This window comes from Geobacillus jurassicus NBRC 107829 (genome assembly GCF_001544315.1).
In the GTDB taxonomy this organism is placed as follows: Bacteria; Bacillota; Bacilli; order Bacillales; family Anoxybacillaceae; genus Geobacillus; species Geobacillus jurassicus.
The window spans coordinates 14,084-38,594 of sequence record NZ_BCQG01000035.1 but is presented as its reverse complement, the minus strand read 5'-3'; the positions used below and the strand labels follow the sequence as shown (position 1 = coordinate 38,594).

The window sequence follows — 24,511 nt, the reverse complement described above, 5'->3', positions numbered from 1 at the left end:
CACGTGCCATGGCGAATTTTTGAAACGGTGCATGAAAGGGAGATTCCCAAGCGCATGGAACGAGAAGAAGCTCGGCTCCATGGACGGCTAGGTATCTTGCTAATTCTGGAAAAGCTAAGTCCCAACAAATCATTAGACCAATGCGGCCGAGTTCTGTATCCACCAGCACCGGCTCGGCTCCCGAAGAAAACCAGTTTTTTTCGAAAGGAGTCAAGTGGATTTTTCGATAATTGCCTATACATTGTCCACTGGGATGAATCAACATAAGAGAGTTGTATATATTTTCTGCACGATCTTTTTCAGCGTATCCGTAGGCAATATACAATTGAAATTTTTGAGCAAGCTGGCTCATGTGCTGAAACGTAGGGCCGTCCCATGTTTGGGCCGCCTCTTTCAGCGTTTCCGATAATACGTAGCCAGTGGTGCAAAGTTCCGGGAACAGAAGAAGATGGACATTAGGGAACTTTCGCTTGCACTCATTGATGATGGCTTCCATTTTGGCCAAGTTGGCGCCAATGTCGCCGTTCGCCGGCGCCATCTGCGCCAACGCGATGTCAAACGATCGATTCATATCATCCCTCCAAGTTAGTGGGAGATTCAAGCTCCATCGTATTCGTGCTTGCCAATATTTGTTTTGTCCATTTCATCAACCCAAAATAAACAGCTCCCGATAAAAGAAACGTCAGCATGGTGGAGCCGACGGCAAGTGGATGAATTTTCCAACAGATCCGCCAATTGGCGAAGCGCAGCAATCCGCATGCTCGGATTGGATGGCCAATCGGTGTATTGAAAGGCGTGATGGGCCGCTTGGATCGCCTCTACGGTTTGTGACTGGGATGCTTCATTGATTTCTATCATGATTTCCTCATTCGCTGGATTGATGATGGCTCTTGTTTTCCCTTGTCCTTTGCTCCATTTTCCATTGATATACACCATGGAAGGCTGCCCCTTTTCGTTAAAATGGTTTTATGTCATTTTCGCTGCCGACAGGGTGTTTGACTGCGCCCGCTTTTTCTTTAACGCCACAAGTGTGATCATCTCATACATAATGGCAGAAGCCAATACCGCTGTAATTTCTCCGCAGTCATAAGCAGGCAATACTTCGACGAGGTCAAATCCGACAATATTCAGCCCGTCAAGCCCCCTTACATATTCGAGCGCCTCACAGCTGGTCGGCCCGCCCACTTCCGGTGTACCGGTGCCAGGGGCGAACGCCGGGTCAACAAAATCAATATCATAGGAAATGAAGACGGGTTTGTCCCCGACGCGTTGATGAACGCGGCGCATCACTTCGGAAAAGCCGATTTGCCGGACTTCTTTCATCGGAATGACTTCAAAACCAAGCCGCCGTGCGCTCTCGATATCATCGGCACTGTAAAGCGGTCCGCGCATCCCGATTTGAATGGAATGATCTACATCGAGCAACCCTTCCTCGACAGCGCGGCGGAACGGCATGCCATGCATATATTTTTCTCCATAGTAATGGTCCCAAGTGTCACTGTGAGAATCAAAATGAACGAGTGCGATGGGGCCAAAGCGCTCATAAAAAGCTCGTAAATTCCCCAACGTAATGGAGTGATCGCCCCCCATGATAATGGGAACGACATCGTTCTTCAACAACGGCCGCAGCTCTTCGACGATGCGATCATACGTGCGGAGCGCATTGCCGGGAATGACATCAATATCCCCGAAATCGACGCCGGAACAATAGGCAAAAATATCAATATCCATATCTGGATTGTAAGGGCGAAGCAAGACAGAAAAATTGCGAATGTGCTGTGGGCCATATCGTTGTCCAGTTCGGTTTGATGCCGCGGTGTCAAAAGGAACGCCAACTATGACAAAATCGACATCGTCTGTTGTTTTGATTTGTTCCAACCGCATAAAGGTGCGAACTCCGCAAAAGCGGGGCGATTGGGAAGAATCTTTCGGTTTGTACATGTCAAGACCTCCTTGGGCAGTGAAAAATGTTCGTGATGGTTTTAGAAGCAAAAAGTGTGCCAAAAAGGGGAAGTAGACAAGAAATACGCAAGCAAGGCTGCTTTTACCGCCCATCCTTGCTTGCGTATGTTCAAAAATGAGCGAACGCTTCATTCAAAAATGAATCTTAATTCGTTTTTGAATCAACACCGTACTTTTTCAGCTTTCGTACGACCGTGGGCTGGCTGATGCCAAGATAATCAGCCATCTCATACGTTGTTTTGCATTGTTTGACCGCGCGCAGAAGCCAGTGCCGTTCCACTTGTTCAATGGCTTCTTTTAATGTCGATGGTTCGCTCCCTTTTTCTAACGGCGGATGGGTTGCAATCGCCTCTGGATGTTGATGGATGAAAAAAGGGAGATATTCCGGATAAATGGCTCTCGTTTCAGAGGTAATGACCAATCGCTCGATCATATTTTCCAACTCTCGCACGTTGCCTGGCCAATTGTAGTGAATCAGGTGATCAACAATGGATGGATGGATGGAAGTATTTATCCATATGGTATTTTTTATTAAACTTTTCCAAAAAGTATTGCGCTAACATGAAAATATCTTCTTTTCTCTCGCGCAAGGCAGAAGCGGTCGAAAATGCCGTCAAAATCGCTCGAAAGTATACTGGGAGAAGAGCCGTTCTCTCTTTTGAAAGAGGGTTTCACGGGCGGACGTTGCTTGCGATGTCGCTGACGAGCAAAGTTAAACCGTATAAATTTGGATTCGGCCCCTTTGCGCCCGACACGTACAAACTGCCGTATCCGTATTATTACCGAAAGCCGGCGGGCATGACAAACGAAGAATTGGACGCTGAGCTTTTGCGGCGGCTTGAGGACTTTTTTCTCTCGGAAGTTCCGGCAGAAGACGTAGCCGCGATTATGATGGAGCCTGTGCAAGGAGAGGGTGGGTTTATCATTCCAAACCGAGAAGACCCCCACTTCTACGCGTGAGCGTAAGTGGGGGATGAATCGGCATTCGCCATCACTCTCTCTCTTGCCTTCAACGAACAAAAGGTGTAAAATAGAAGATAGAACAAATGTTCTGTAAGGAGGGAGGGAAGGTCATGCACAAAGCCTACCGCTTTCGGTTGTATCCCACCCGAACACAAGCGGAGCTCATTCACCAAACGATCGGGTGCTGCCGGTTTGTGTACAATCACTTTTTGTCCGAATGGAATCAGGCGTATGAAACAACAGGGGTGGGGCTTAGCTATAACGAGTGCTCCAAGCGGTTGACTGCGTTGAAGCAAACGCTCCCGTGGCTGAAAGCGCCCGATTCGACCGCCTTGCAAAATGCATTGCAACAGTTGGCCGAGGCGTTTGACCGATTCTTCGATGGAACGGCGAACGCTCCCCGCTTCAAAAGCAAAAAACACCCGAACCAGTCGTACACCGCCCAGTGCAACTGCCCAAAGAAGGGGCGCCCATCGATCGAAGTGGACGGCCATCGGTTGAAACTCCCCAAGCTCGGATGGGTGGCGTTTGCCAAAAGCCGTGAGGTGGAAGGCCGCATTCTTTCGGCTACCATTCGCCGCAACCGAACGGGGAAGTATTTTGTTTCGATCCTCGTGGAAACGGACATTCCCTCATTGCCCCCAACGGACAAGCAAGTGGGCGTTGATTTGGGGTTGAAACATATGGTGGTTCTTTCCACTGGAGAGAAGGTCGAACACCCTCAGTATTGGCGCCGATACGAAGAGAAGCTGGCGTACTGGCAGCGGGTGATGGCCCGCCGGAAGCCGGGCGGTTCGAACTGGCGCAAAGCCCGCTTGAAAGTCGCCAAGCTTCATGAGAAAATCGCCAACTGCCGGAACGATTTCCTGCACAAACTGTCCACCCGCCTCATCCGCGAAAACCAAGTGGTGTGCGTGGAGGACTTGCGTGTGCAGAACATGCAGAAGAATCGCAAGTTGGCCAAACGCATTTCGGATTCCGCGTGGGGGCGCTTGCTTCGGATGCTCGAGTATAAAGCGAAATGGTACGGGCGGACGTTGGTTCGTGTCGGCCGCACGTTTCCATCGAGCCAATTGTGCTCGTGCTGTGGGCGCCGGCATGTTGAGGTGAAATCGCTCGACATCCGCGAGTGGGTGTGCCCGAACTGCGGAGCCGAACATGATCGGGACGAGAACGCCGCCCGAAATATTTTGCAGGAAGGGCTTCGTTTGCTGTCTTCGTAAGACAGCTGAACCGTGGGACGCACGGGGATGGCTTGGTGAACAGCCTGCCGTAGGGCGAGGGTTCCCAAGAATCTCCCACCTCGAAGCGCAAGCGTAGGTGGGAGAGCGTTCAATGCTGATGAAATTCAGACCGGATTTGGGCGAACGGGGAAGATGTTCGCCATCGAACATTTTGATGTGGTGCCCGATTTGATTACCATGTCGAAGTCGATCGGAGCAGGGGTGCCGATCAGCGCAGTGACAGGAAGAGCTGAAGTTATGGACGCGCCAAATCCAGGAGAAATCGGCGGGACATACGGGGGCAGCCCGCTTGGCTGCGTGGCCGCTTTGGAAGTGATTCATATGCTGCAGCAGGAGCGGCTCATTGAGCGCGCCAATGCCATTGGGGAAACTGTCATTAAGCGGTTCAGACGGTTGCAGGAGAAATATGAGACGATTGGGGATGTACGGGGGCTTGGAGCCATGGTGGCCATTGAATTTGTCACCGATGCAAAGACGAAAACGCCGAATAAGGAGTTAACGGCCGCCATTTTGCGAGAATGCCATCAACGGGGCGTCATCGTCATGAGTGCGGGTCTATACAGCAATGTCATTCGCCTCTTAACGCCGCTTGTCATCACCGATGAACAGTTGGAGGAAGCATTGGATGTCATCGAAGAAGTCATTGCTGAATTGGCATGATGAGTTATTCCTCATCAAACGACTGATGGAAACTTCGTGATGCGGTCGAAAAAAGGTGATGGTGACATCGTGTTTTTGGACCGTGCCACCTTTTCGTGGTGCGGTTTTTTAATTTGAAACTCATCTCTTCACTACAAGGAAATGTTTCCTGAAAGAGGAACAATCTGTGTTGATTCAAAAATGAATTTTTTTGATTCAAAAATGAATGAGATCGGCTGCTGGATGGGAAGCAAAGCTATAAAACAGGAACTTAATAAAAGTAATTCACAAAAAATATACAATAGGTTAAAAATTGGCATAAAATTTGCGTCTTCGTTTTCGATGAACAAAAATGCCTTGACCAAAGGGGGAGTTGTGCGTGACAGCGAACAACTCGATGCCTCTCTTTCACAAAATGCCCGATTTGCTTGCGCCAACGATGGCGACGATTGTGATCAGTTCATTGGTCGTTCTTATTGGTTTGGCGGTGGAAGGATTGAGCTCGACGAACCCGATTATGTATGGGATTGGGGCTAGTATCATTTCTATCGTTGTGTTTTCCTACTTGTTCCCATCTTCGAACTTGAAAAGCGGCAATGAGGCATTAGAGGATCGACAAAACGCTCTTTGAACGAACCCTTATCTCCCTTAATTGTTTTGGGAATGAAAAGAGGATTCCTCCAGGCAAATGGCGAACTACACTATTGACATGGCTAAAGGCTGGGCTTCATACCACGAAATATTCGTTTAGGAAGGGATGGGAAGAATGACGGAAAGAAAGAAACTATACATCAACGGCGAATGGCGGGAAGCCAAGTCTTATACCGAACTGAAATCGCCGTATTCGCGCGAGACGATCGCTGAAATCCCGGTGGCGACGGAACAAGAAGTCGATGAAGCGATCGCCGCGGCGTATGCGGCGCGGCAAACGATGGCCGCTATGCCGGCCTACGAGCGGGCGGCTATTTTAGAACGGGTCGTCGAGCAGCTGAAAGCGCGGCAGGAAGAAGCGGCAAAATTGATCGCGCTTGAAGCGGCCAAGCCGATCACAACGGCGAGAGGGGAAGTGGCGCGCACGATCCAAACGTACAAATTCGCCGCCGAAGAAGCAAAGCGCATCCATGGGGAAACGCTGCCGCTTGACGCGGCGCCGGGAGGGGAAAATCGCATCGCCCTGACGGTCCGCGAGCCGATCGGCGTCATCGGGGCGATCACACCGTTTAACTTTCCGATGAACCTAGTTGCCCATAAACTCGGCCCGGCCATCGCCTCAGGCAACACGGTTGTGTTGAAACCAGCGAGCCAAACGCCGCTGTCGGCCTACTTTATCGCTGAATTGTTCGAGAGAGCGGGTTTGCCGAAAGGGGCGCTTAACGTCGTGACTGGGAGCGGCCGCACGGTCGGCGATAAAATCGTCACCGACCCGCGCATCAGCATGATCACTTTCACCGGCAGCCCGGAAGTCGGCATCGCGATCCGCAACAAAGCGGGCTTAAAGCGGGTGACGCTCGAGCTTGGCTCAAACTCAGCCGTGATCGTCGACGAGCAGGTCGATATTGACCGGATCATCCCGCGCTGCGTATTTGGCGCTTTCACGTTCCAAGGGCAAGTGTGCATTTCGCTCCAGCGCATCTACGTGCATGAGAATCGTTATGACGAATTCGTTGAAAAATTTGTCACGGCGGCCAAACAATTGAAGACGGGTGACCCGCTCGATCCGAATACCGATGTGTCGGCCTTAATTACGCCAAACGATGTCGACCGGGCGCTTTCGTGGATTGAAGAGGCGAAACAAGGCGGCGCGAACGTCGTCCTCGGCGGCGAGCGGGACGGCAATATCTTGCTTCCGACGGTCATTGTAGATGCCGAACCGACGATGAAAGTGTCGTGCCAAGAAGTGTTCGCTCCGATCGTCTTGATCAACCGCGTCCGTTCTATTGAGGAGGCGATTGCGCTTGTCAACGATTCGCGCTACGGCTTGCAGGCAGGCATCTACACCGACAACGTCCATACCGCGTGGAAAGCGGCGAAACAACTGCACGTCGGCGGCGTGCTGATTAACGACATCCCGACGTTCCGCGTCGACCATATGCCGTACGGCGGCGTGAAAGAAAGCGGGTTCGGCCGTGAGGGAATCCGCTATGCGGTTGAGGAAATGACCGAGCTGAAGTTGATTATTTTTAACGAAAACTAAAACAGGGATGGAAAAAGTTAGGGTAGATGAGGGTTTCGATTGGAGATGTGTTGTTTCCTTTGTTTGCGTGGCTTCTGCCGTTTGTGCTGTTTGTGGCAGTTATATGGATCGCCTTCTCCATCGGGAGTATGGGGCGCCGGCTCGAACGGATCGAGCGGCAGCTTGCTGCTTTAGGCGAGGAGAAAGGACGGCTGTAAAGAGAGCAGGCAAACATACACGGTAAAATGCAATGAAAGGGAGGGTGCCTTGGCTGCGGGCACCCATTTTTTCATGCACAAAAAAGGAATTTCGCCCTCCGATCGGGAAATGAATAAATGAATGATGATTCAGAGGGGGAGAACGATGGAAACGGTTGTTTTGACATTTGACCAAAACAAAGCAATACTGGAACTCAATCGCCCGCAGGCACTCAATGCGATGGATGTACAAATGTTGCATGAACTCGTCGACGCGTTGCGGCAAATCAAGGAAAGCGACGCTTCCGTTGTCGTCATCCGCGGCAGGGGAAGAGGCTTTTCCGCGGGCGGCGACATTAAAACGATGCTGGCGGTCGATGATCCAAGCCAATTCGAGACCGTAATGAAAATGATTCAAGAGATGGTTATGCTATTGTATACGATGCCGAAAATCACCGTTTCGCTCATCCACGGCCCGGCGGCCGGCCTTGGATTCAGCTTTGCCTTGGCGAGCGATTACCTCGTCGCCACGAAAGAAGCGCGCCTGGCCATGAATTTCATCGGCATTGGACTCATCCCTGACGGCGGCGGGCATTTCTTCCTGGCGCAGCGGGTCGGCACGGCGAAAGCCAAACAGATCATCTGGGAAGGAAAAACAATGGGCGCCGACGAGGCGAAACAGATTGGCCTCGTCGACCTCGTTGTCGAGAACGAGGAGCAGGCAGAGCAAGCCATCGCTTCACTGCAAGAAAAACCGCTTCAAGCCATGATTGCGACAAAAATACTGTATGCCGAGCAAACAAAAGGGGATTTGCTTCGGGTTCTTGAACTAGAAACCAATGCCCAACAGCGCATGCGGCAAACCGAAGACCACCGCGAAGGCGTCCGCGCCTTTTTAGAGAAACGGAAACCGGTGTTTCGGGGGAGGTAGGAAAGGGGGTTCCTAATGCCTATGGTAAACTGATGCTACAGATTTAGGTAGAGTACAATTGCTTGTATAAAGTCAGAATGACGTATAGCAGAATAATTGTATCCATTTCATTTCCCTCTCCCATCAGGGGTTGTCCTGTTTTCCCTGATGGGAGAGGTTTTTACGTATAAGGCTCAAGTGGTGTCAAAATTTATTTGAATGACTAGTTTGAATCATGATAAATTGTTGTATATCGTATGTATTGATACGTACAACTAAACTGAATCAGTTGAAACTTGTAAGTATATATTATGTCGAAGACAGGGGATGGACAATGAGGATGCGGGCTTTAATTGTAGCATATGCAGGCTTGCTAGCCATGTTTATCGCGTATGTTTATCATTATCAACATGATATGTCCCGTGTTCGGTCTGTTAACGAGGACATATCACCGCTTCAAGGCAAACCTGACGAAAAATACGTCATGGTCACCTTTCAATCGGGGATGGATTATTGGAAGCGTTGTCTTAAAGGGTTTGAAGATGCGGCGGAAGCGCTGAATGTTTCTGTGGAATATCGAGGGGCGACCCAATATGATGTCAATGAACAAGTAACGGTGCTTGAACAAGTGATTGCAAGAAAACCTGCAGGGATCGCCATTTCTGCCATTAATCCGACAGCGCTGACGAAAACAATCAATAAAGCGGTTGAGGAAGGAATTCCGGTTGTGTTATTTGATTCAAACGCCTCGGGAAGCAAGGCGTTTTCATTTCTAGGTACGAATAACTACAGCGCTGGGGTGACCGCGGCTCACGAAATGGCCAAACTGCTAAAAAACAAAGGGAGGGTCGCAGTGATTACCTCTCCTCATCAACTCAATCATCAAGAGAGAACAAGAGGATTTGTTGAGACGATCTATCAAAAATATCCGCGAATGCAAGTGGTGGCCGTAAAGAATGGAAAAGGGGATTCCATGGCCTCGAAACAGGCGGCAATGGAGATCTTACAGGATTATCCGGATGTGCAAGGGATCTTTGCGACAGAAGCGAACGGGGGAGTTGGCATGGCGGAGGCGGTTAAGGAGTTGAATAAGAAAGAGATTAAGCTCATTAGTTTCGATACAGAAAAACAAACGCTAGATTTAGTAAAGGGAGGAGTTATCGCTGCGACGTTAGCCCAAGGGACATGGAATATGGGGTACTGGTCGCTGCAGTTTTTATTTCATCTCCATCATCGCCTCACGTCTCCATTACGGTCAGGAGATTCAACGCTGCCGACGTATGTTGATACAGGAATTACGATCGTTACGCGGGAAAATGTGGATCATTTTTATGCTAGATGACTACACAGGGGAACGAGTGATCAATGTTGCGAGTGATAAAGCGTTGGCGGGTTAGCCATTGGCCGATACGATACAAGTTTGTTTCGTTGTTGCTCATTTCTATGATTGTTCCTGCACTAGGTTTAGGAAGTTTGGTAGGGTGGGCGGTTGATCGAATTATCGAACGACAAGTAAATGAAAATACGCTGCAATTGATTAGCCAAGTCAATCAGACATTAGAGTTTTATGCCGATAATATGCAAAATGTAACGTATCTTATTGCTTTTAATCCGGAGATGAAAGCTTTTTTGGATCGTGCATCGTCTCGCAATGATTATGAGATGCGTCAATTTTTGCAAGGAATCACTACGCTGTATCCTGAGATTGCGGGGATTTTAGTTGTTAACGAATATGGCGACTATATAAGCAATGAAATGTACAGCCGTTCTTCACAACCATTGACAAATGAATGGTGGTATCGTGAGGCTGTGAAAAATAAAGGCATTTTTAAAATGATCGGTCATCCTATCGGGCGAAATGTCATTTCTCATGCCCATTATACGAATGCAGAAGTCGTATCTGCCGTTCGAGCCATTTTGGATCCCGAGACACAAAAAGTGAAAGGGGTTGTACTGATTGATTTGAAGTTGAGGGTAATTGCGGAAGCTGCTAAAAATATCCGTCTTGGAAAATGGGGATATTTATTGGTGATGGATGAACAGGGGAAAAGCATCTATACTCCAAGTCGATCGATATTGACAGCTGTGCCATTGCGCTGGATCAAAGGAAATAGTGGTGCATTTTCCAAGAGCATCAATGGACAACATATTCAGTTTATTTACCAGCGTTCTCCATTTACCAATTGGACAACGATTGGGGTGTTTCCTAGTGATGAATCGGCATTAGAAGTGAAAGAGATCCATTTTTATATAGTCAGCTTTATTTTTTTCGTCAGTTTTATTGCAATTGGTGCTTCCTATTACCTGTCGTTTTCATTATCCCGTCCGATCAGCCAGTTGACAGCTTTTATGAAAAGAGCGCAAGCAGGCGATTTAACGGTTCGTTATCATGACAATCGGATGGATGAAATTGGGGTGTTGGGTCGAAGCTTTAACCATATGTTGGATCAAATGCAGCGTTTCATCACCTTGGCCGAATGGCGAGAACGGCAGCGATGGGAGGCAGAATTGCGAGGATGGCAAGCGCAAATTAAACCGCACTTCCTTTACAATACATTGGATACAATCCAATGGATGGCGCGCAAAAAAGGGGCGGATGATGTTGCTGAACTAGTCAATGCACTGGCGAGGTTGTTCCGAATCGGGCTAAGCCAAGGGAAGGATATGATTCTTTTGGATGAGGAAGTAGAGCATATAAAAAGTTACTTGCGTATTCAGAAAGTTCGTTATAGAGATAAGTTAAACTACACATTTGATATCCCTGAACATTTACGCCAGTTCTATGTGTTAAAGTTGTTGTTGCAACCGATTGTGGAAAATGCCATTTATCATGGCATTAAACAGCGAAGGGGACCAGGACATATTTGGATTCAAGTAAGAGAACATGATGGAGTGATGTATATTCGTGTGAAAGATGATGGCATCGGAATGCCCCGAGATCGGCTAGAAGAGCTACGGAAAGGCTTAGCCATTGACTTTACATCAGGAGATCAGGAAGGCAGAATGAAAAAGGTGAAAGGATACGGGATGGTGAACGTACAAGCTCGCTTACAATTAACATTTGGTCCGTCCTACCGGTTGCATATTGATAGTGAGGAAGGAAAAGGAACAACCGTAACGATTGTGCATCCGATCATCACCCATCTTCCTTAGGAGGGATGGATGCATGTGGAAGGTGTTGATTGCGGATGATGAAGTCATCATTCGTGAAGGAATTCGGGAGTCGATCGATTGGAATGGATTTGATATGGAAATTGTTGCAGAGGCGGAAGACGGGCAAGAGGCGCTTGAACTTGCTTTGCAACATGAAGTGAACGTATTATTTGTCGATTTAAGTATGCCGATCATGGATGGGATTACGCTGATGAAACATGTGCGGGAGAAGTTGCCGAACTGCCATATGATTGTGATTACTGGCTACGATGAGTTTTCATATGCGCAGGAGGCGATTCGCCTTCAGGTGGATGATTATTTATTGAAGCCAACCAATCCACAGCAATTGCGCGAAGTAGTCGCCAAAGTGAAGGAGAAGCTCGAACAGGAACAAAAGGAAAAACGATATATGGAGTTGTTAACAAATCAAGTACAAAAGCATCTTCACGTACTTCGCGAACAATTTGGGATGGAATGGGTGGCTGGGCGATTGACAGAGGAAGAGATCATGAAACACCTGTCATTGTTTGGGCTTCCACGATCTTGTCCTGCGCAAGTCGTTGTGATTCAATGGCTTTCATTTAAAAATCAGTCAATTGTGAATGATCGGGATCGGCAGTTGCTTTTATTCGCCATTGAGAACGTCATCACTGAGTTATTGGCCGATGGTGAAAAAATGGTTTTTCGCGATTCAGACGAGTTCATCGTTATGATCAACTGGAAGCCGATCAGTAAAGAACAGCGTGGACAGATTGAAATGGCACTGAAACAACATTTGTACATCAGCGCCAGTGTATATATCAAAACGGTGGAAGGAGGAATAACCGGGGTGAGGACGGCCTATGAAAAATGCAAGGAGCAGATGGCGGAAGAAAGCCGCCTTTCTCCGATTGTCCGCCGTGCCAAACAGTATATCCAAAAACACTTTAGCCAGCCGGATTTGACACTTGAGTCCGTTGCTCGATTTCTCAATGTCTCCCCGGTTTATTTAAGTCGAATGATCAAGCAAGAGCTTGGCATTCCGTTTGTTCATTTGTTGACGAAAACTCGGATGGAAAAGGCAGCGGAGCTGCTTTTGTCTACCGAATTGCCGATCCATGAAATTGCTGAGCGTGTCGGTTATGATACGCAACATTATTTCAGCACCGCTTTTAAAAAAGCGATGGGAGTATCTCCAAATCAATATCGAAAAATGCACATAACAAATGAATAAAAAACGGGGATTGATGAGATGAAACGGTCTTTTGAAAAGGCCGTTCTTCTTTTCTTGAAAACGCTTTAACAAAGTTGAATTTTTATAAAAACAGTTAATTTATTAAAAAGACGAACAACTTGTTCGATGATATAGTAAAACCAGAAACTAAATATACGTACAAATTTAAGGGGGTTAAAAAATGAAAAGGTTTTTATATGTACTTACATTATTGGTGTTTGTGCTGTCATTGTCCGCTTGTGGAGGGCTCGGAGCGAACGGCGGAAAAGACGCCGGATTTGTTGGCATTTCCATGCCGACGAAGTCATCGGAGCGCTGGATTCATGACGGACAAAATATGGTAAAAGAATTCAAAAAGCTCGGCTATAAGACGGATTTGCAATATGCTGAGGATGTCGTTGAGAACCAAGTATCGCAAATTGAAAACATGATCACTAAAGGGGTCAATGTGTTGGTGATTGCCCCGATTGATGCGGAAGCGTTAACAGATGTGTTGGAAAAAGCGCATAAACAAGGGATTAAGATCATTTCGTACGACCGTTTGATTAAAAACAGCAAATACGTGGATTACTACGCAACGTTTGACAACTTTAAAGTCGGTGTGCTGCAAGGGCAATATATCGAACAAAAACTCGGATTGAAAGAAGGAAAAGGACCGTTCAACATTGAGTTGTTTGCTGGTTCTCCGGATGACAATAATGCTTATTTCTTCTTTGATGGAGCGATGTCGGTGTTAAAGCCGTACATTGATTCCGGAAAATTAGTGGTGAGAAGCGGCCAGACGAAGTTTGACCAGGTAGCGACATTGCGCTGGGATGGGGCAACAGCTCAGGCACGTATGGATAACTTGTTGAGTGCGCATTATACGAATGCTCGCGTTGATGCAGTTTTGTCTCCGTACGATGGCATTAGCATCGGCATCATTTCGTCCTTAAAAGGGGTTGGCTATGGAACTCCAAGCAAACCGATGCCGGTGATTACTGGTCAAGATGCGGAATTGGCTTCGGTGAAATCGATTATTGCAGGGGAACAGACGCAAACGGTATTTAAGGATACACGTGAATTAGCGAAAAAAGCGGTGGAAATGGCTGATGCGGTGTTGAAAGGGAAAAAACCGGAAGTGAACGATACAAAAACGTATAATAACGGTGTTAAAGTTGTCCCAGCGTACTTGCTGGAACCGGTTTCGGTTGATAAATCCAATTATGAAAAAGTATTGATCGACAGCGGCTATTACAAAAAAGAAGATTTAGAAAAGTAGAAGATGCCAAAAAGTCGGATATAAGGGATGCACCTGCACCCCTTATATCCGTAACTCTCTTACAAGGGGGCAACAGAAAATGTCAGAGTTTATTTTAGAAATGAGGGGGATTACGAAACAATTTCCTGGAGTGAAAGCGCTTGATAATGTGAACTTAAAGGTGCGGGAAGGGGAAATTCACGCGCTTTGTGGAGAGAATGGAGCCGGGAAATCGACATTAATGAAAGTGTTGAGTGGTGTTTATCCATACGGCACGTATGACGGAGAAATTTTATTTAAGGGTGACGTATGTAGATTTAAGGATATTAAACAGAGCGAACAGTTAGGAATTGTTATTATTCATCAAGAGCTGGCCTTGATTCCCTATTTATCTATTGCCGAAAATATTTTTTTAGGGAATGAACGGGCGAAAAAAGGCATCATTAATTGGAATGAAACGATTGCTCAAACAAAAAAACTGCTGCAGAAAGTTGGATTAGATGAATCGCCGCATACACCGGTCGGCCAACTTGGCGTCGGCAAGCAACAACTCGTAGAAATCGCGAAAGCATTGGCCAAAGAAGTCAAATTGCTTATTTTGGATGAGCCGACAGCGGCATTGAATGAAGATGACAGCGAAAACTTGCTGAATTTGCTTTTGGAATTGAAAAAACAGGGGTTATCAGCCATTATTATTTCCCATAAATTAAATGAAATTGCCAAAGTCGCTGATTCGATCACGATTTTACGGGATGGAAAAACAATTGAAACGTTGGATATGAAACATGATGAGGTGACCGAAGACCGGATTATCCGTGGAATGGTCGGGCGCGACTTGACCAATCGTTATCCGACAAGAACGCCGAAGATTGGCGAAATCATATTTGAAGTGAAGAATTGGACGGTGTATCACCCTGTTTACTCGGAGCGCAAGGTGATTGATGACGTCAATCTGTCGATTCGCAGAGGAGAAATTGTCGGGATTGCTGGCCTCATGGGGGCGGGACGAACGGAATTGGCTATGAGCATCTTTGGTCGGTCATACGGGAAGAAAATTAGCGGAGAGATATGGAAAAACGGAGTCAAAATTGATGTCAGCGATGTCAGCAAGGCCATCGCCAACGGGATTGCCTATGTAACAGAAGACAGGAAAGGAAATGGTCTCATCTTAATAGAAGACATTCGGAAAAATATTACGCTTTCCCGTTTAGGAAAAATCTCGAATCATTTTGTGGTTGATGAAAATCAAGAAATTGTTCAATCGGAACGATTCCGTGACCAATTCAAAATTAAAACGCCAAGTGTATTTCAAAAAGTGGAAGCCCTAAGTGGAGGGAATCAGCAAAAAGTGGTGTTAAGCAAATGGATTTTCGCTGAGCCCGATATTTTGATTCTTGACGAACCGACACGAGGAATTGACGTCGGTGCGAAATATGAAATTTACACAATCATTCAGCAGCTGGCCGATGAAGGGAAAGGGATTTTAATGATTTCGTCTGAACTCCCAGAAATTCTTGGCATGTGCGACCGAATTTATGTGATGAGTGAAGGGAGAATCACTGGCGAGGTGTCGCGGGAAGATGCGACACAAGAAAAACTAATGAGGCTCATGACCAAAACAGCAATTCAGGAGGGAGCATAAGATGGAAGCGCCAATGCGAAAAGCAGTGCATCGTTCTTCAGGGCAATCTGTAGAAAATCAACGGTTATCGATCGGTCAGATGATTAAAAACAATATGAGAAGTTCCAGCATGGTCATCGCTCTCATTTTGATTATGTTATTGTTCCAAGTGTTAACTGGGGGCATTTTGTTGCGGCCATTAAATATTACGAACTTGATTTTGCAAAACAGTTATATTTTGGTGCTGGCTGTCGGCATGATGCTTGTCATTATCACTGGACATATTGACTTGTCCGTCGGATCGGTGGCAGCTTTTGTCGGGGCATTGGCCGGCATTCTGATGGTTCAGCACCATGCATCAGTGTGGCTGACAATGCTCATTTGTTTATTGCTTGGAGCCTTGATTGGTGCATGGCAAGGGTTTTGGGTGGCGTACGTAAAAATTCCATCGTTCATTGTTACATTGGCAGGGATGTTGCTGTTTCGGGGATTGACGATGGTCATTTTGGAAGGACAGTCGATCGCCCCGTTCCCGAAAACATTCCAAAATATGAGTTCTGGGTTTCTCCCAGACGTATTTCATGGAGGAGAGATCCATCTGTTCACCATTGTGATCGGTGTCGCCGCTTCCCTCTTGTTTATTGTACTGGAATGGAGAAAACGAAATAGCCAGAAAAAATATGGGTTTGCCGTCAACCCTGCGCCGATGTTTGCCTTGAAACTGGCTGCGATTGCCGCTGTGATCATGATTTTCACTTATATTTTAGCGACGTATGAAGGAATCCCGACGATTTTGGTGATTTTGGCCGCGTTGATTATCGCTTATTCCTTTGTGGCGAATCGGACGGTCGTCGGGCGCCATATTTATGCCATTGGCGGCAATGAAAAGGCAGCCCAATTGTCGGGGATTAAAACGAAACGCGTCACATTTTGGGTGTTTGTTAACATGGGTGTGCTGGCTGCCTTGTCCGGATTGATTTTTGCCGCTCGTCTCAATGCCGCAACACCGAAAGCGGGAAACTTGTTTGAACTCGATGCCATTGCGGCGTGCTTTATCGGAGGAGCATCCGCTTATGGCGGTGTCGGCACGATCGGGGGAGCGATTATCGGCGGTCTTGTCATGGGTGTGATGAACAATGGAATGTCGTTGTTGGGATTGGGGATTGACTGGCAACAAGCGATCAAAGGGCTTGTACTGCTCATTGCGGTTGCTTTTGATATTTATAACAAAAATAAAGCCTCATAACCCAAGGGAGCAAAGAGCCAAGCGCATCGGCTTGGCTTTTTTGACAAATTGGCAGAAAAACGAACGAAAGGGAGAACGATCTCCTTACTATATAAGTTGCAATAAGGAATTTCCGATTTTTCGTTTCTGTTTTGACCCCCATACAATTCGACTATGATATAACACGGCGATCGGCTGGATGTAAAACAAAATTTTATATAGTCTTGTTTTTTACATTATCAAGAGGACTTCCGGGGCTGGAGCGTTTTCTCCATGGTGTCCTTTCGTTTGGAAGGGACTTATGCGTAAGTTGGCGACAAATATTCCTATTGCTTTCCATTTTCTCCATCGCTCTTGGAATAATAGATACGGACAAATAAAAACTGCTATAATAAAATTAATTTGTATCTCATTTTTTGTCGTTGAGGTGGAATATGAAGGAGAAAACGCTGCCGAAATATCTGCAATTAAAACAAGAAATTTTATCTTGGATCATTTCCGGACAAATAAAGCCGGATGAGAAAATCCCGACGGAACACGAGATTGCCAATCAGTTTCAGCTGAGCCGACATACGGTTCGGCAGGCGCTCGGGGAGCTCGAAAAGGAAGGATGGCTGTACAAAATTCAAGGGAGCGGCACGTTTGTGTCCCGGCCGAAGCCGAAAGAACAGGTTGACACGAAAACGATCGGGATCGTGACGACCTATATTTCCGATTATATTTTTCCTCATATTGTACGTGGAGCGGAGGAGACGCTGCGGGAAAAAGGCTACCGCCTTTTGTTGGCGAGCACAAATAACGATAAACAGAGAGAGAAAGAACAGCTTGAGGAGATGATTCGAGAGCCATTAAGCGGGCTGATCATCGAGCCGACGAAAAGCGCGCAAGGAAACCCAAATTTAGGCTACTACTTGTCGCTCAACAACCACCATATTCCGTATGTGATGATCAACGCCCGCTATTTGGAAGTGAGCTGTCCATGCGTCAAAATGGACGACGAAGAGGGCGGGTTTTTATTGACGGATCACCTTATTCGTTTAGGCCATCGCCGAATCGCTGGTTTCTTTAAAACTGACGATTTGCAAGGGGTGGATCGTTTGCGGGGGTTTATTCGCGCCCACCAGCAACACGAGGTGCCCGTGGCGACGGAGTATCTTCTATCCTACACAACCGAGGAGAAAATGACCAAGCCGCTTGGGGTGGCGCGGGAGTTTTTGCAACGGCCAAAAGAGGAGCGGCCGACAGCGTTTGTTTGCTACAATGATGAGCTGGCGATTTTGCTTCTCGAAGTCATTCGCCAACAAGGATTATCGGTTCCTGATGACATTTCGATTGTGGGTTTTGATGACTCCACGTTTGCGACGGCGACGGAAGTGAAGCTAACGACCATCCGCCATCCAAAAACGGAAATGGGGATTCAAGCGGCGCAACTGTTGATTCAAATGATCGAGCAGCCGGCCGCTGAAAAAATCGGAGATATTATTTATAAGCCCGAGTTAATCGTCCGTAACTCTACAAAAGAAATATAAAAAATATGTTCGTATTTATACAAAAAGTATAGAAAAATTGTACGTACAATATTATAATGGAGGTGAGGAGATTTTTCATAGGGAGTGGAAGCCATGCTTGAGGAGTTGAAACAATCTGTATTGGAGGCCAATCTGCAGCTCCCGCAATACCGCCTCGTGACGTTTACGTGGGGAAATGTCAGCGGGATTGACCGGGAGCGCGGATTGGTTGTCATTAAACCAAGCGGAGTGGCGTATGACAAGCTGACCATCGATGATATGGTGGTTGTGGACTTAAACGGCAATGTGGTGGAAGGAAGCTTAAAACCGTCGTCGGACACCCCGACCCATCTTTGGTTGTATAAACAATTTCCTGGCGTTGGAGGAATTGTGCATACTCATTCGACGTGGGCGACGATTTGGGCGCAGGCCGGAAAAGGAATTCCCGTGTTAGGGACGACGCACGCCGACTATTTTTATGGGGAAATTCCGTGCACGCGGCCGATGACGGATGAAGAAATTCAAGGAGCTTATGAACTGGAGACCGGAAAGGTCATTACGGAAACGTTCCGTTTTCTTGATCCGTTGCAAATGCCGGGTGTCTTGGTGCATGGGCATGGGCCGTTTGCCTGGGGGAAAGATCCGGCGAACGCCGTTCATAATGCTGTTGTCTTGGAAGAAGTAGCGAAAATGGCCGCAAGAACATTCATGCTCAATCCCGACGCACATCCGATCAGCCAGTCTTTGCTTAACCGCCACTATTTGCGCAAGCATGGCGCAAACGCTTACTACGGGCAATAGGGAGGGAGAATGCGATGGGGAAAAAGTACGTCATCGGCATCGACTATGGAACCGAATCGGGGAGAGCGGTTCTTGTCGATCTTGAAGGAAACGAAATCGCAGACCATGTCACTCCATATCCGCATGGAGTCATTGATGAAGTGCTGCCGGAATCGAACGTACAACTCGAGCCAGACTGGGCGCTGCAGCACCCAGGTGATTATATCGACGTGTTGGCGACCGCTGTCCCGGCGGTATTGCAAAAGTCGGGGGTCAACCCGGCCGATGTGATTGGTATTGGCATTGATTTTACCGCCTGCACGATGCTGCCGGTCGATGCTTCCGGCGAGCCGCTTTGCTTCAAACCGGAATTCAAGCACCGTCCGCACAGCTGGGTGAAATTGTGGAAGCACCATGCTGCCCAAGATGAGGCGAACTTGCTCAATGAAATCGCCGCCAAACGGGGCGAAGCGTTTTTGCCGCGCTATGGCGGAAAAATTTCATCCGAATGGATGATTGCGAAAATTTGGCAAATTTTAAATGAGGCGCCGGACATCTACGAGCAAACCGACCTCTTTTTAGAGGCGACTGATTGGGTTGTTTTCAAAATGACGGGGCAAATCGTGCGGAACAGCTGCACGGCGGGCTATAAATCGATTTGGCATAAACAAGAAGGCTATCCAAGCAAGGAGTTTTTCCGGGCGCTCGACCCGCGGCTGGAACACTTAACAGAAACGAAACTGCGCGGCCCGATCGTTCCGCTTGGCACGCGGGCGGGAGTGCTGACGAAGGAAATGGCGGCCATGATGGGCCTCCTTCCAGGAACGGCTGTCGCTGTCGGGAACGTTGATGCCCATGCAGCTGTACCGGGCGTCGGGGTTGTCGAACCAGGGAAGCTGGTCATGGCCATGGGAACATCGATCTGTCATATGTTGCTTGGCACCGAAGAAAAATATGTCGAAGGCATGTGCGGCGTTGTCGAGGACGGCATCATCCCAGGGTATTTCGGTTATGAAGCCGGCCAATCGGCGGTGGGGGACATTTTCGCTTGGTATGTCGAACAAGGCGTTCCAGCGTATGTCAAAGAAGCGGCGGAAAAAGAAGGGGTCAGCATCCACGAATGGCTCGAAAAGCGGGCTTCTGCCTATCGTCCGGGAGAAACCGGACTGCTTGCATTGGATTGGTGGAACGGCAACCGCTCGGTACTGGTCGATACCGATTTAACGGGGCTCATCGTTGGATATACATTGCTGACAAAACCAGAAGAGATTTACCGCGCGCTGCTTGAAGCGACAGCTTTTGGCACACGCAAAATTATCGACGCTTTCGTTGAAAACGGTGTCAAGGTTGATGAATTGTATGCGTGCGGCGGGCTGCCGCAAAAAAACAAGCTGCTCATGCAAATTTACGCCGATGTGACAAACCGTGAGATTAAAATTGCGGCGTCGAAACAAACTCCGGCGGTGGGGGCTGCCATGTTCGCGGCGGTGGCGGCTGGCAAAGAAAACGGCGGATATGAGTCCATCGTCGAAGCGGCGCAAAAGATGGGGAAAGTGCGCGAAGAGACGTTCAAGCCGATTCCGGAGAATGTCGCGATTTATGATCAGCTGTATCGGCAATATGTAAAGCTGCACGACTACTTCGGCCGCGGGGAAAACGACGTGATGAAACGGCTCAAACATTGGAAAGAAACAGCAAGAGCGGCGAAAGAATCGATGACTTTATCATGAATGGGGGAGAAGCAATCATGCGATCATTACGACCTTATGAATTTTGGTTTGTGACAGGAAGCCAGCATTTATACGGGGAAGAGGCGTTACAACAAGTCGAAGAACATTCAAGAATGATCGTCAATGAACTGAATCGCGATTCGGTGTTCCCGTTTCCACTCGTTTACAAATCGGTCGTGACCACGCCAGAAGAAATTCGGGACGTTTGTCTTGAGGCTAATGCCAACGAACAATGCGCCGGCATCATCACATGGATGCATACGTTCTCGCCGGCGAAGATGTGGATTGGCGGTTTTTTGGAGCTGCGAAAACCGTTATTGCATCTTCACACTCAATTTAACCGTGACATTCCGTGGGACAGCATCGATATGGACTTTATGAACTTAAACCAATCGGCCCACGGTGACCGGGAATACGGATTTATCGGCGCGAGAATGGGGATCGCCCGGAAAGTGGTCGTCGGCCATTGGGAAGACCCGAGTGTCCGCGAGCGGCTGGCGAAATGGATGCGGACGGCAGTCGCGTTTGCGGAAAGCCGCAATCTCAAAGTCGCCCGTTTTGGTGACAACATGCGCGAAGTAGCAGTTACCGAAGGGGACAAAGTTGGAGCGCAAATCCAATTCGGTTGGTCGGTCAACGGCTATGGGATTGGGGATTTAGTCCAATACATCCGCGATGTTTCCGAGCAAAAAGTGAACGAGTTGCTCGATGAATACGAGGAGTTGTATGACATTGTGCCCGCGGGCCGCCAAGAAGGGCCCGTTCGCGAGTCGATCCGTGAACAGGCGCGGATTGAGCTCGGGTTAAAAGCCTTTTTGCAAGACGGGAACTTTACTGCCTTCACGACGACGTTCGAGGACTTGCATGGCATGAAGCAGCTTCCGGGGCTCGCGGTTCAGCGGTTGATGGCCGAAGGATATGGCTTTGGCGGCGAAGGCGATTGGAAAACAGCTGCTCTCGTCCGGTTGATGAAAGTCATGGCCGACGGCAAAGGAACGTCGTTTATGGAAGACTACACGTACCACCTTGAGCCGGGCAACGAAATGATTCTTGGCGCCCATATGTTGGAAGTATGCCCGACCATCGCGGCAACCAAGCCAAGAATTGAAGTTCATCCGCTTTCCATCGGTGGAAAAGAAGATCCGGCCCGTCTCGTGTTTGACGGCGGCGAGGGTGCAGCGGTCAATGCATCGTTGATCGATTTAGGGCACCGTTTCCGCCTCATCGTCAATGAAGTCGATGCGGTCAAACCGGAACATAACATGCCGAAACTGCCGGTCGCCCGCATTTTATGGAAGCCGCGCCCATCGTTGCGCGACTCGGCCGAAGCATGGATTTTAGCCGGCGGCGCCCACCATACGTGCTTCTCGTTTGCGGTCACAACGGAACAATTGCAAGACTTTGCGGAAATGGCCGGCATTGAATGCGTCGTGATCAATGAACATACGTCCGTCCCGTCCTTCAAAAATGAACTGAAATGGAACGAAGTGTTTTGGCGGGGGCGGTAAGAAACACACCATACAGGAAAATAGAATCGTTTGACATCTGAGGGCATGGGCCGGGAGAGGGCTCGTGTCCTAAATTATCATTATTCGCTATATGCGATATTTTCTTTCGAATCCAGCTCTATAGGAGTGTTAAGTTATGAAGAAGAAAGTCCGTTTTGGTATTATCAGTACAGCCGCCATTGCCCAAGATGTCATGATCCCGGCTATTCGCCGGACGAGTTATGCGGAAGTCGCGGCGATCGCCAGTGAAAGTGGAAAGGCCGATCAGGCGGCGAAGGAGCTCGGCATTCCGAAGGCGTATGACAGCTATGACCAGCTGCTCGATGATCCTGACATCGACGCAGTGTACATCCCGCTTCCGAACAGCATGCACGCCGAATGGACGATCAAAGCTGCGAAGAAGAAAAAGCACGTGCTTTGCGAAAAACCCGCCGCCTTATGCGCAGAAGATGTCCGGCGTATGATAGAGGCATGCGAGGAAAACGGCGTTTTATTCATGGAAGCGTTCATGTACCAGTTTCATCCGCAGCATAAACGGGTCAAACAGCTTCTGGCTGCTGGCGAGATCGGCGAAGTCAAGTACATGCGCACCCATTTCTCCTTTTACTTGCAAGACCGAGAAACGAATATCCGCATGAACGATGAGCTTGGTGGAGGATGCTTGTTTGATGTTGGCTGTTATTGTATACACTCGACAAGGCACATTCTTGACGCCGAGCCCGTCGAGCTGTTCGTTCAGTCCCGTTTGGATCCGCACCGTATGGTTGATGTGACGACAAGCGGTTGGATGAGGATGGAAAATGGTGTTTTTGCTCACTTCACGTGCAGTTTTGATATGTTGCCGCAAAATGAGTACGAAGTGATTGGCACGAAGGGGAAAATCGTTGTTTCGCGGGCGTACCGGCCGGATGTGGATGGCGGCGAGGGGCGGATTACGGTCGCAACGGCTGATGGGAGCGGGCGCGAGGAAACGGTGGCAGGCGACCAATACGCGCTGCAAATCGAGCACTTTTCGCGTGCCATTCTCGAAGGGACGCCGCTGTTGTATTCGCCGGAGCGCATGATCCAACAGGCGCGGACGCTCGACGCTTGCCGCACATCGATGAAAACGGGAGAGATCGTACGATTATAAGGAAGGGGAATCCGCATGGAAATTACATATGAAAAATGGTCTGAACTTAATGGAAGCGACGTTCTATTGTTCACCTTGACCAATGATCGCGGCATGGAACTCTCAGCGACGAACTATGGATGCATTGTGACGAAACTGCTCGTTCCCGACCGGACGGGCAACATCGAAAATGTCGTGCTCGGGTTTGGCCGATTTGAGCCGTATTTGACTAACGCTCCTTATTTTGGCGCGGTGATCGGCCGGGTGGCGGGGCGCATTCAAGGGGCGCGTTTTGAGCTTGAGGGCGTCACGTATCAATTGGCGAAAAACGAAAACAACAACCATTTGCATGGCGGCACCCACGGATTCCATCGTGTGCTTTGGCAGGCCGAGCCCGTTCGGCGCGACGATGCGGTCGGGGTCGTTTTTTCGTACACAAGCCCGGACGGGGAGGAAGGATATCCGGGAACGGTTCATGTTCAAGTGGAATATTGGCTGAACAATGACAACGAATGGATCGTCACGTACCGGGCTCGTTCGGACAAAACGACGCTCGTCAATTTGACGAACCATACGTATTTTAACCTAAGCGGCAACGGCAAGCGTGATATTTTGGATCACACGTTGGCCATCCAAAGCTCGCGTGTGCTCGAGTTGAATGAAGAGTTGATTCCGACTGGCCGCGTCTTGGATGTCACTGGCACACCGTTTGACTTGCGGCAAGGAAAGGCGATGCGGGAGGCGGTTGAATCCAGGCATCCGCAAATCGAACTCGTCGGTGGCGGTTATGATCATCCGTTTTGGCTCGACCGGCATCATGACAAAGAGATGGTCCTTTCCGACCCAGAGAGCGGACGGGTGCTGACGGCGGAGACGGATGAAGTCGGGGTCGTCGTGTACACGTCGAACCAGTTGCCGGAAGGGTTGGATTTAGGCGGCGTGCCGTCACGGAAATATCTCGGCATTTGCTTAGAAACGCAAGGGCTTCCGGATGCCATTCACCATCCGCAGTTTCCGTCGATCGTATTGCCGGCTGACAAGGAGCAGGTGTCGATGACAAGGTATCGATTTAGTGTTGACTAAGTTGAATTTTGGGATATAAAAATTCTGAAAGCAGCTGTGGAAACAGAAAGTCATCATAACAAGTGTCGGGATGTAAAGAATTGCGTAATAAAAAATGGTAACGTCTAGATCTTCGTATGGGGGGATCGTATGCCCATCCCCCCTGTAAAACTTCAACCAACATAGTTGTGGTTTTACAGGCGAGAAAACTTTGTTTATATGATAGACAAACAAATATGAAAGCGTTATAATAAAACTGACACAAATCATTC

General features: G+C 48.4%; 20 protein-coding genes and 3 pseudogenes. 19 read left to right on the top strand and 4 right to left on the bottom strand.

Going from position 1 to position 24,511, the window contains the following annotated elements:
• The 4 genes and pseudogenes from GJ1_RS11265 to GJ1_RS19490 form a co-directional block, all read right to left on the bottom strand.
• Window positions 1-571, bottom strand: a 571-nt coding sequence (locus GJ1_RS11265; protein ID WP_167346116.1) for a carbon-nitrogen hydrolase family protein, incomplete at its 3' end; no start/stop codon positions are given.
• 26 nt (window positions 572-597) lie between these two features.
• Entirely contained in the window at window positions 598-936 is a 339-nt protein-coding gene (locus tag GJ1_RS19070; protein ID WP_066232430.1) for an aldehyde dehydrogenase family protein, read from the bottom strand.
• A gap of 30 nt (window positions 937-966) precedes the next feature.
• Complete coding sequence (speB, locus tag GJ1_RS11255; RefSeq protein ID WP_066232427.1) at window positions 967-1,941, bottom strand: agmatinase; 975 nt, start codon at window positions 1,939-1,941, stop codon at window positions 967-969.
• 166 nt (window positions 1,942-2,107) lie between these two features.
• A pseudogene (locus GJ1_RS19490) lies at window positions 2,108-2,555 on the bottom strand (AAA-type ATPase lid domain-containing protein); the annotation flags it as partial.
• On the opposite strand from GJ1_RS19490, the pseudogene GJ1_RS17900 reads away from it, so the two are divergent.
• The 19 genes and pseudogenes from GJ1_RS17900 to GJ1_RS11160 form a co-directional block, all read left to right on the top strand.
• Window positions 2,539-2,898: pseudogene (locus GJ1_RS17900) on the top strand (aminotransferase class III-fold pyridoxal phosphate-dependent enzyme); the annotation flags it as partial. The pseudogenes GJ1_RS19490 and GJ1_RS17900 overlap by 17 nt on opposite strands.
• 137 nt (window positions 2,899-3,035) lie before the next feature.
• Window positions 3,036-4,148 carry an IS200/IS605 family element RNA-guided endonuclease TnpB gene (gene tnpB, locus GJ1_RS11240; RefSeq protein WP_066232418.1) on the top strand — a complete coding sequence of 371 codons (1,113 nt, stop codon included), beginning with the start codon at window positions 3,036-3,038 and terminating at the stop codon, window positions 4,146-4,148.
• 99 nt (window positions 4,149-4,247) lie between these two features.
• Window positions 4,248-4,829 (top strand): annotated as a pseudogene (locus GJ1_RS11235) (aspartate aminotransferase family protein); the annotation flags it as partial.
• A 358-nt stretch (window positions 4,830-5,187) separates the two neighbouring features.
• Complete coding sequence (locus GJ1_RS11230) at window positions 5,188-5,439, top strand: hypothetical protein (protein WP_066232416.1); 252 nt, start codon at window positions 5,188-5,190, stop codon at window positions 5,437-5,439.
• Between the two features lie 135 nt (window positions 5,440-5,574).
• A complete protein-coding gene (locus GJ1_RS11225; protein ID WP_157068383.1) occupies window positions 5,575-7,002 on the top strand; it encodes an aldehyde dehydrogenase family protein in 1,428 nt (475 codons plus the stop codon).
• A gap of 26 nt (window positions 7,003-7,028) precedes the next feature.
• The gene (locus GJ1_RS18380; RefSeq protein ID WP_157068382.1) at window positions 7,029-7,199 is read left to right on the top strand and encodes a DUF4083 domain-containing protein; all 171 of its coding nucleotides are present in this window, start codon (window positions 7,029-7,031) and stop codon (window positions 7,197-7,199) included.
• Between the two features lie 145 nt (window positions 7,200-7,344).
• Window positions 7,345-8,109, top strand: a complete 765-nt coding sequence (locus GJ1_RS11220) for an enoyl-CoA hydratase (protein WP_066232411.1) — start codon at window positions 7,345-7,347, stop codon at window positions 8,107-8,109.
• Between the two features lie 313 nt (window positions 8,110-8,422).
• Entirely contained in the window at window positions 8,423-9,430 is a 1,008-nt protein-coding gene (locus GJ1_RS11215) for a substrate-binding domain-containing protein (RefSeq protein ID WP_174520115.1), read from the top strand.
• Window positions 9,431-9,453: 23 nt separating this feature from the next.
• Complete coding sequence (locus tag GJ1_RS11210; protein WP_066232408.1) at window positions 9,454-11,241, top strand: cache domain-containing sensor histidine kinase; 1,788 nt, start codon at window positions 9,454-9,456, stop codon at window positions 11,239-11,241.
• A 13-nt stretch (window positions 11,242-11,254) separates the two neighbouring features.
• On the top strand, window positions 11,255-12,454 hold the full coding sequence (locus tag GJ1_RS11205; RefSeq protein ID WP_066232404.1) for a response regulator transcription factor: 1,200 nt from the start codon (window positions 11,255-11,257) through the stop codon (window positions 12,452-12,454).
• A 181-nt stretch (window positions 12,455-12,635) separates the two neighbouring features.
• Window positions 12,636-13,715 (top strand): multiple monosaccharide ABC transporter substrate-binding protein, encoded by a 1,080-nt coding sequence (chvE, locus tag GJ1_RS11200; protein WP_066232401.1) that lies wholly within the window; start codon window positions 12,636-12,638, stop codon window positions 13,713-13,715.
• A 79-nt stretch (window positions 13,716-13,794) separates the two neighbouring features.
• The gene (gene mmsA / locus GJ1_RS11195) at window positions 13,795-15,336 is read left to right on the top strand and encodes a multiple monosaccharide ABC transporter ATP-binding protein (protein WP_066232398.1); all 1,542 of its coding nucleotides are present in this window, start codon (window positions 13,795-13,797) and stop codon (window positions 15,334-15,336) included.
• Between the two features lies 1 nt (window position 15,337).
• Complete coding sequence (gene mmsB, locus GJ1_RS11190; protein ID WP_066232395.1) at window positions 15,338-16,561, top strand: multiple monosaccharide ABC transporter permease; 1,224 nt, start codon at window positions 15,338-15,340, stop codon at window positions 16,559-16,561.
• A gap of 413 nt (window positions 16,562-16,974) precedes the next feature.
• Window positions 16,975-18,069, top strand: a complete 1,095-nt coding sequence (locus tag GJ1_RS11185) for a GntR family transcriptional regulator (RefSeq protein ID WP_066232391.1) — start codon at window positions 16,975-16,977, stop codon at window positions 18,067-18,069.
• Window positions 18,070-18,162: 93 nt separating this feature from the next.
• Window positions 18,163-18,849 carry an L-ribulose-5-phosphate 4-epimerase gene (gene araD / locus GJ1_RS11180; RefSeq protein ID WP_066232439.1) on the top strand — a complete coding sequence of 229 codons (687 nt, stop codon included), beginning with the start codon at window positions 18,163-18,165 and terminating at the stop codon, window positions 18,847-18,849.
• A gap of 14 nt (window positions 18,850-18,863) precedes the next feature.
• Window positions 18,864-20,558 carry a ribulokinase gene (locus tag GJ1_RS11175; RefSeq protein WP_066232388.1) on the top strand — a complete coding sequence of 565 codons (1,695 nt, stop codon included), beginning with the start codon at window positions 18,864-18,866 and terminating at the stop codon, window positions 20,556-20,558.
• A gap of 17 nt (window positions 20,559-20,575) precedes the next feature.
• A complete protein-coding gene (gene araA / locus GJ1_RS11170) occupies window positions 20,576-22,066 on the top strand; it encodes an L-arabinose isomerase (RefSeq protein WP_066232385.1) in 1,491 nt (496 codons plus the stop codon).
• A gap of 136 nt (window positions 22,067-22,202) precedes the next feature.
• Window positions 22,203-23,198, top strand: a complete 996-nt coding sequence (locus GJ1_RS11165) for a Gfo/Idh/MocA family protein (RefSeq protein WP_066232379.1) — start codon at window positions 22,203-22,205, stop codon at window positions 23,196-23,198.
• Between the two features lie 15 nt (window positions 23,199-23,213).
• Complete coding sequence (locus GJ1_RS11160) at window positions 23,214-24,260, top strand: aldose epimerase family protein (RefSeq protein WP_066232375.1); 1,047 nt, start codon at window positions 23,214-23,216, stop codon at window positions 24,258-24,260.
• The last annotated feature ends 251 nt before the right edge of the window (window positions 24,261-24,511 follow it).

What these genes read in the sequence shown, in the direction of transcription:
- GJ1_RS19070 (WP_066232430.1), bottom strand. Translation starts at nt 936, where the DNA reads ATGGTGTATATCAATGGAAAATGGAGCAAAGGACAAGGGAAAACAAGA.
- speB (WP_066232427.1), bottom strand. Translation starts at nt 1,941, where the DNA reads ATGTACAAACCGAAAGATTCTTCCCAATCGCCCCGCTTTTGCGGAGTT.
- tnpB (WP_066232418.1), top strand. Translation starts at nt 3,036, where the DNA reads ATGCACAAAGCCTACCGCTTTCGGTTGTATCCCACCCGAACACAAGCG.
- GJ1_RS11225 (WP_157068383.1), top strand. Translation starts at nt 5,575, where the DNA reads ATGACGGAAAGAAAGAAACTATACATCAACGGCGAATGGCGGGAAGCC.
- GJ1_RS18380 (WP_157068382.1), top strand. Translation starts at nt 7,029, where the DNA reads ATGAGGGTTTCGATTGGAGATGTGTTGTTTCCTTTGTTTGCGTGGCTT.
- GJ1_RS11220 (WP_066232411.1), top strand. Translation starts at nt 7,345, where the DNA reads ATGGAAACGGTTGTTTTGACATTTGACCAAAACAAAGCAATACTGGAA.
- GJ1_RS11215 (WP_174520115.1), top strand. Translation starts at nt 8,423, where the DNA reads ATGAGGATGCGGGCTTTAATTGTAGCATATGCAGGCTTGCTAGCCATG.
- GJ1_RS11210 (WP_066232408.1), top strand. Translation starts at nt 9,454, where the DNA reads ATGTTGCGAGTGATAAAGCGTTGGCGGGTTAGCCATTGGCCGATACGA.
- GJ1_RS11205 (WP_066232404.1), top strand. Translation starts at nt 11,255, where the DNA reads ATGTGGAAGGTGTTGATTGCGGATGATGAAGTCATCATTCGTGAAGGA.
- chvE (WP_066232401.1), top strand. Translation starts at nt 12,636, where the DNA reads ATGAAAAGGTTTTTATATGTACTTACATTATTGGTGTTTGTGCTGTCA.
- mmsA (WP_066232398.1), top strand. Translation starts at nt 13,795, where the DNA reads ATGTCAGAGTTTATTTTAGAAATGAGGGGGATTACGAAACAATTTCCT.
- mmsB (WP_066232395.1), top strand. Translation starts at nt 15,338, where the DNA reads ATGGAAGCGCCAATGCGAAAAGCAGTGCATCGTTCTTCAGGGCAATCT.
- GJ1_RS11185 (WP_066232391.1), top strand. Translation starts at nt 16,975, where the DNA reads ATGAAGGAGAAAACGCTGCCGAAATATCTGCAATTAAAACAAGAAATT.
- araD (WP_066232439.1), top strand. Translation starts at nt 18,163, where the DNA reads ATGCTTGAGGAGTTGAAACAATCTGTATTGGAGGCCAATCTGCAGCTC.
- GJ1_RS11175 (WP_066232388.1), top strand. Translation starts at nt 18,864, where the DNA reads ATGGGGAAAAAGTACGTCATCGGCATCGACTATGGAACCGAATCGGGG.
- araA (WP_066232385.1), top strand. Translation starts at nt 20,576, where the DNA reads ATGCGATCATTACGACCTTATGAATTTTGGTTTGTGACAGGAAGCCAG.
- GJ1_RS11165 (WP_066232379.1), top strand. Translation starts at nt 22,203, where the DNA reads ATGAAGAAGAAAGTCCGTTTTGGTATTATCAGTACAGCCGCCATTGCC.
- GJ1_RS11160 (WP_066232375.1), top strand. Translation starts at nt 23,214, where the DNA reads ATGGAAATTACATATGAAAAATGGTCTGAACTTAATGGAAGCGACGTT.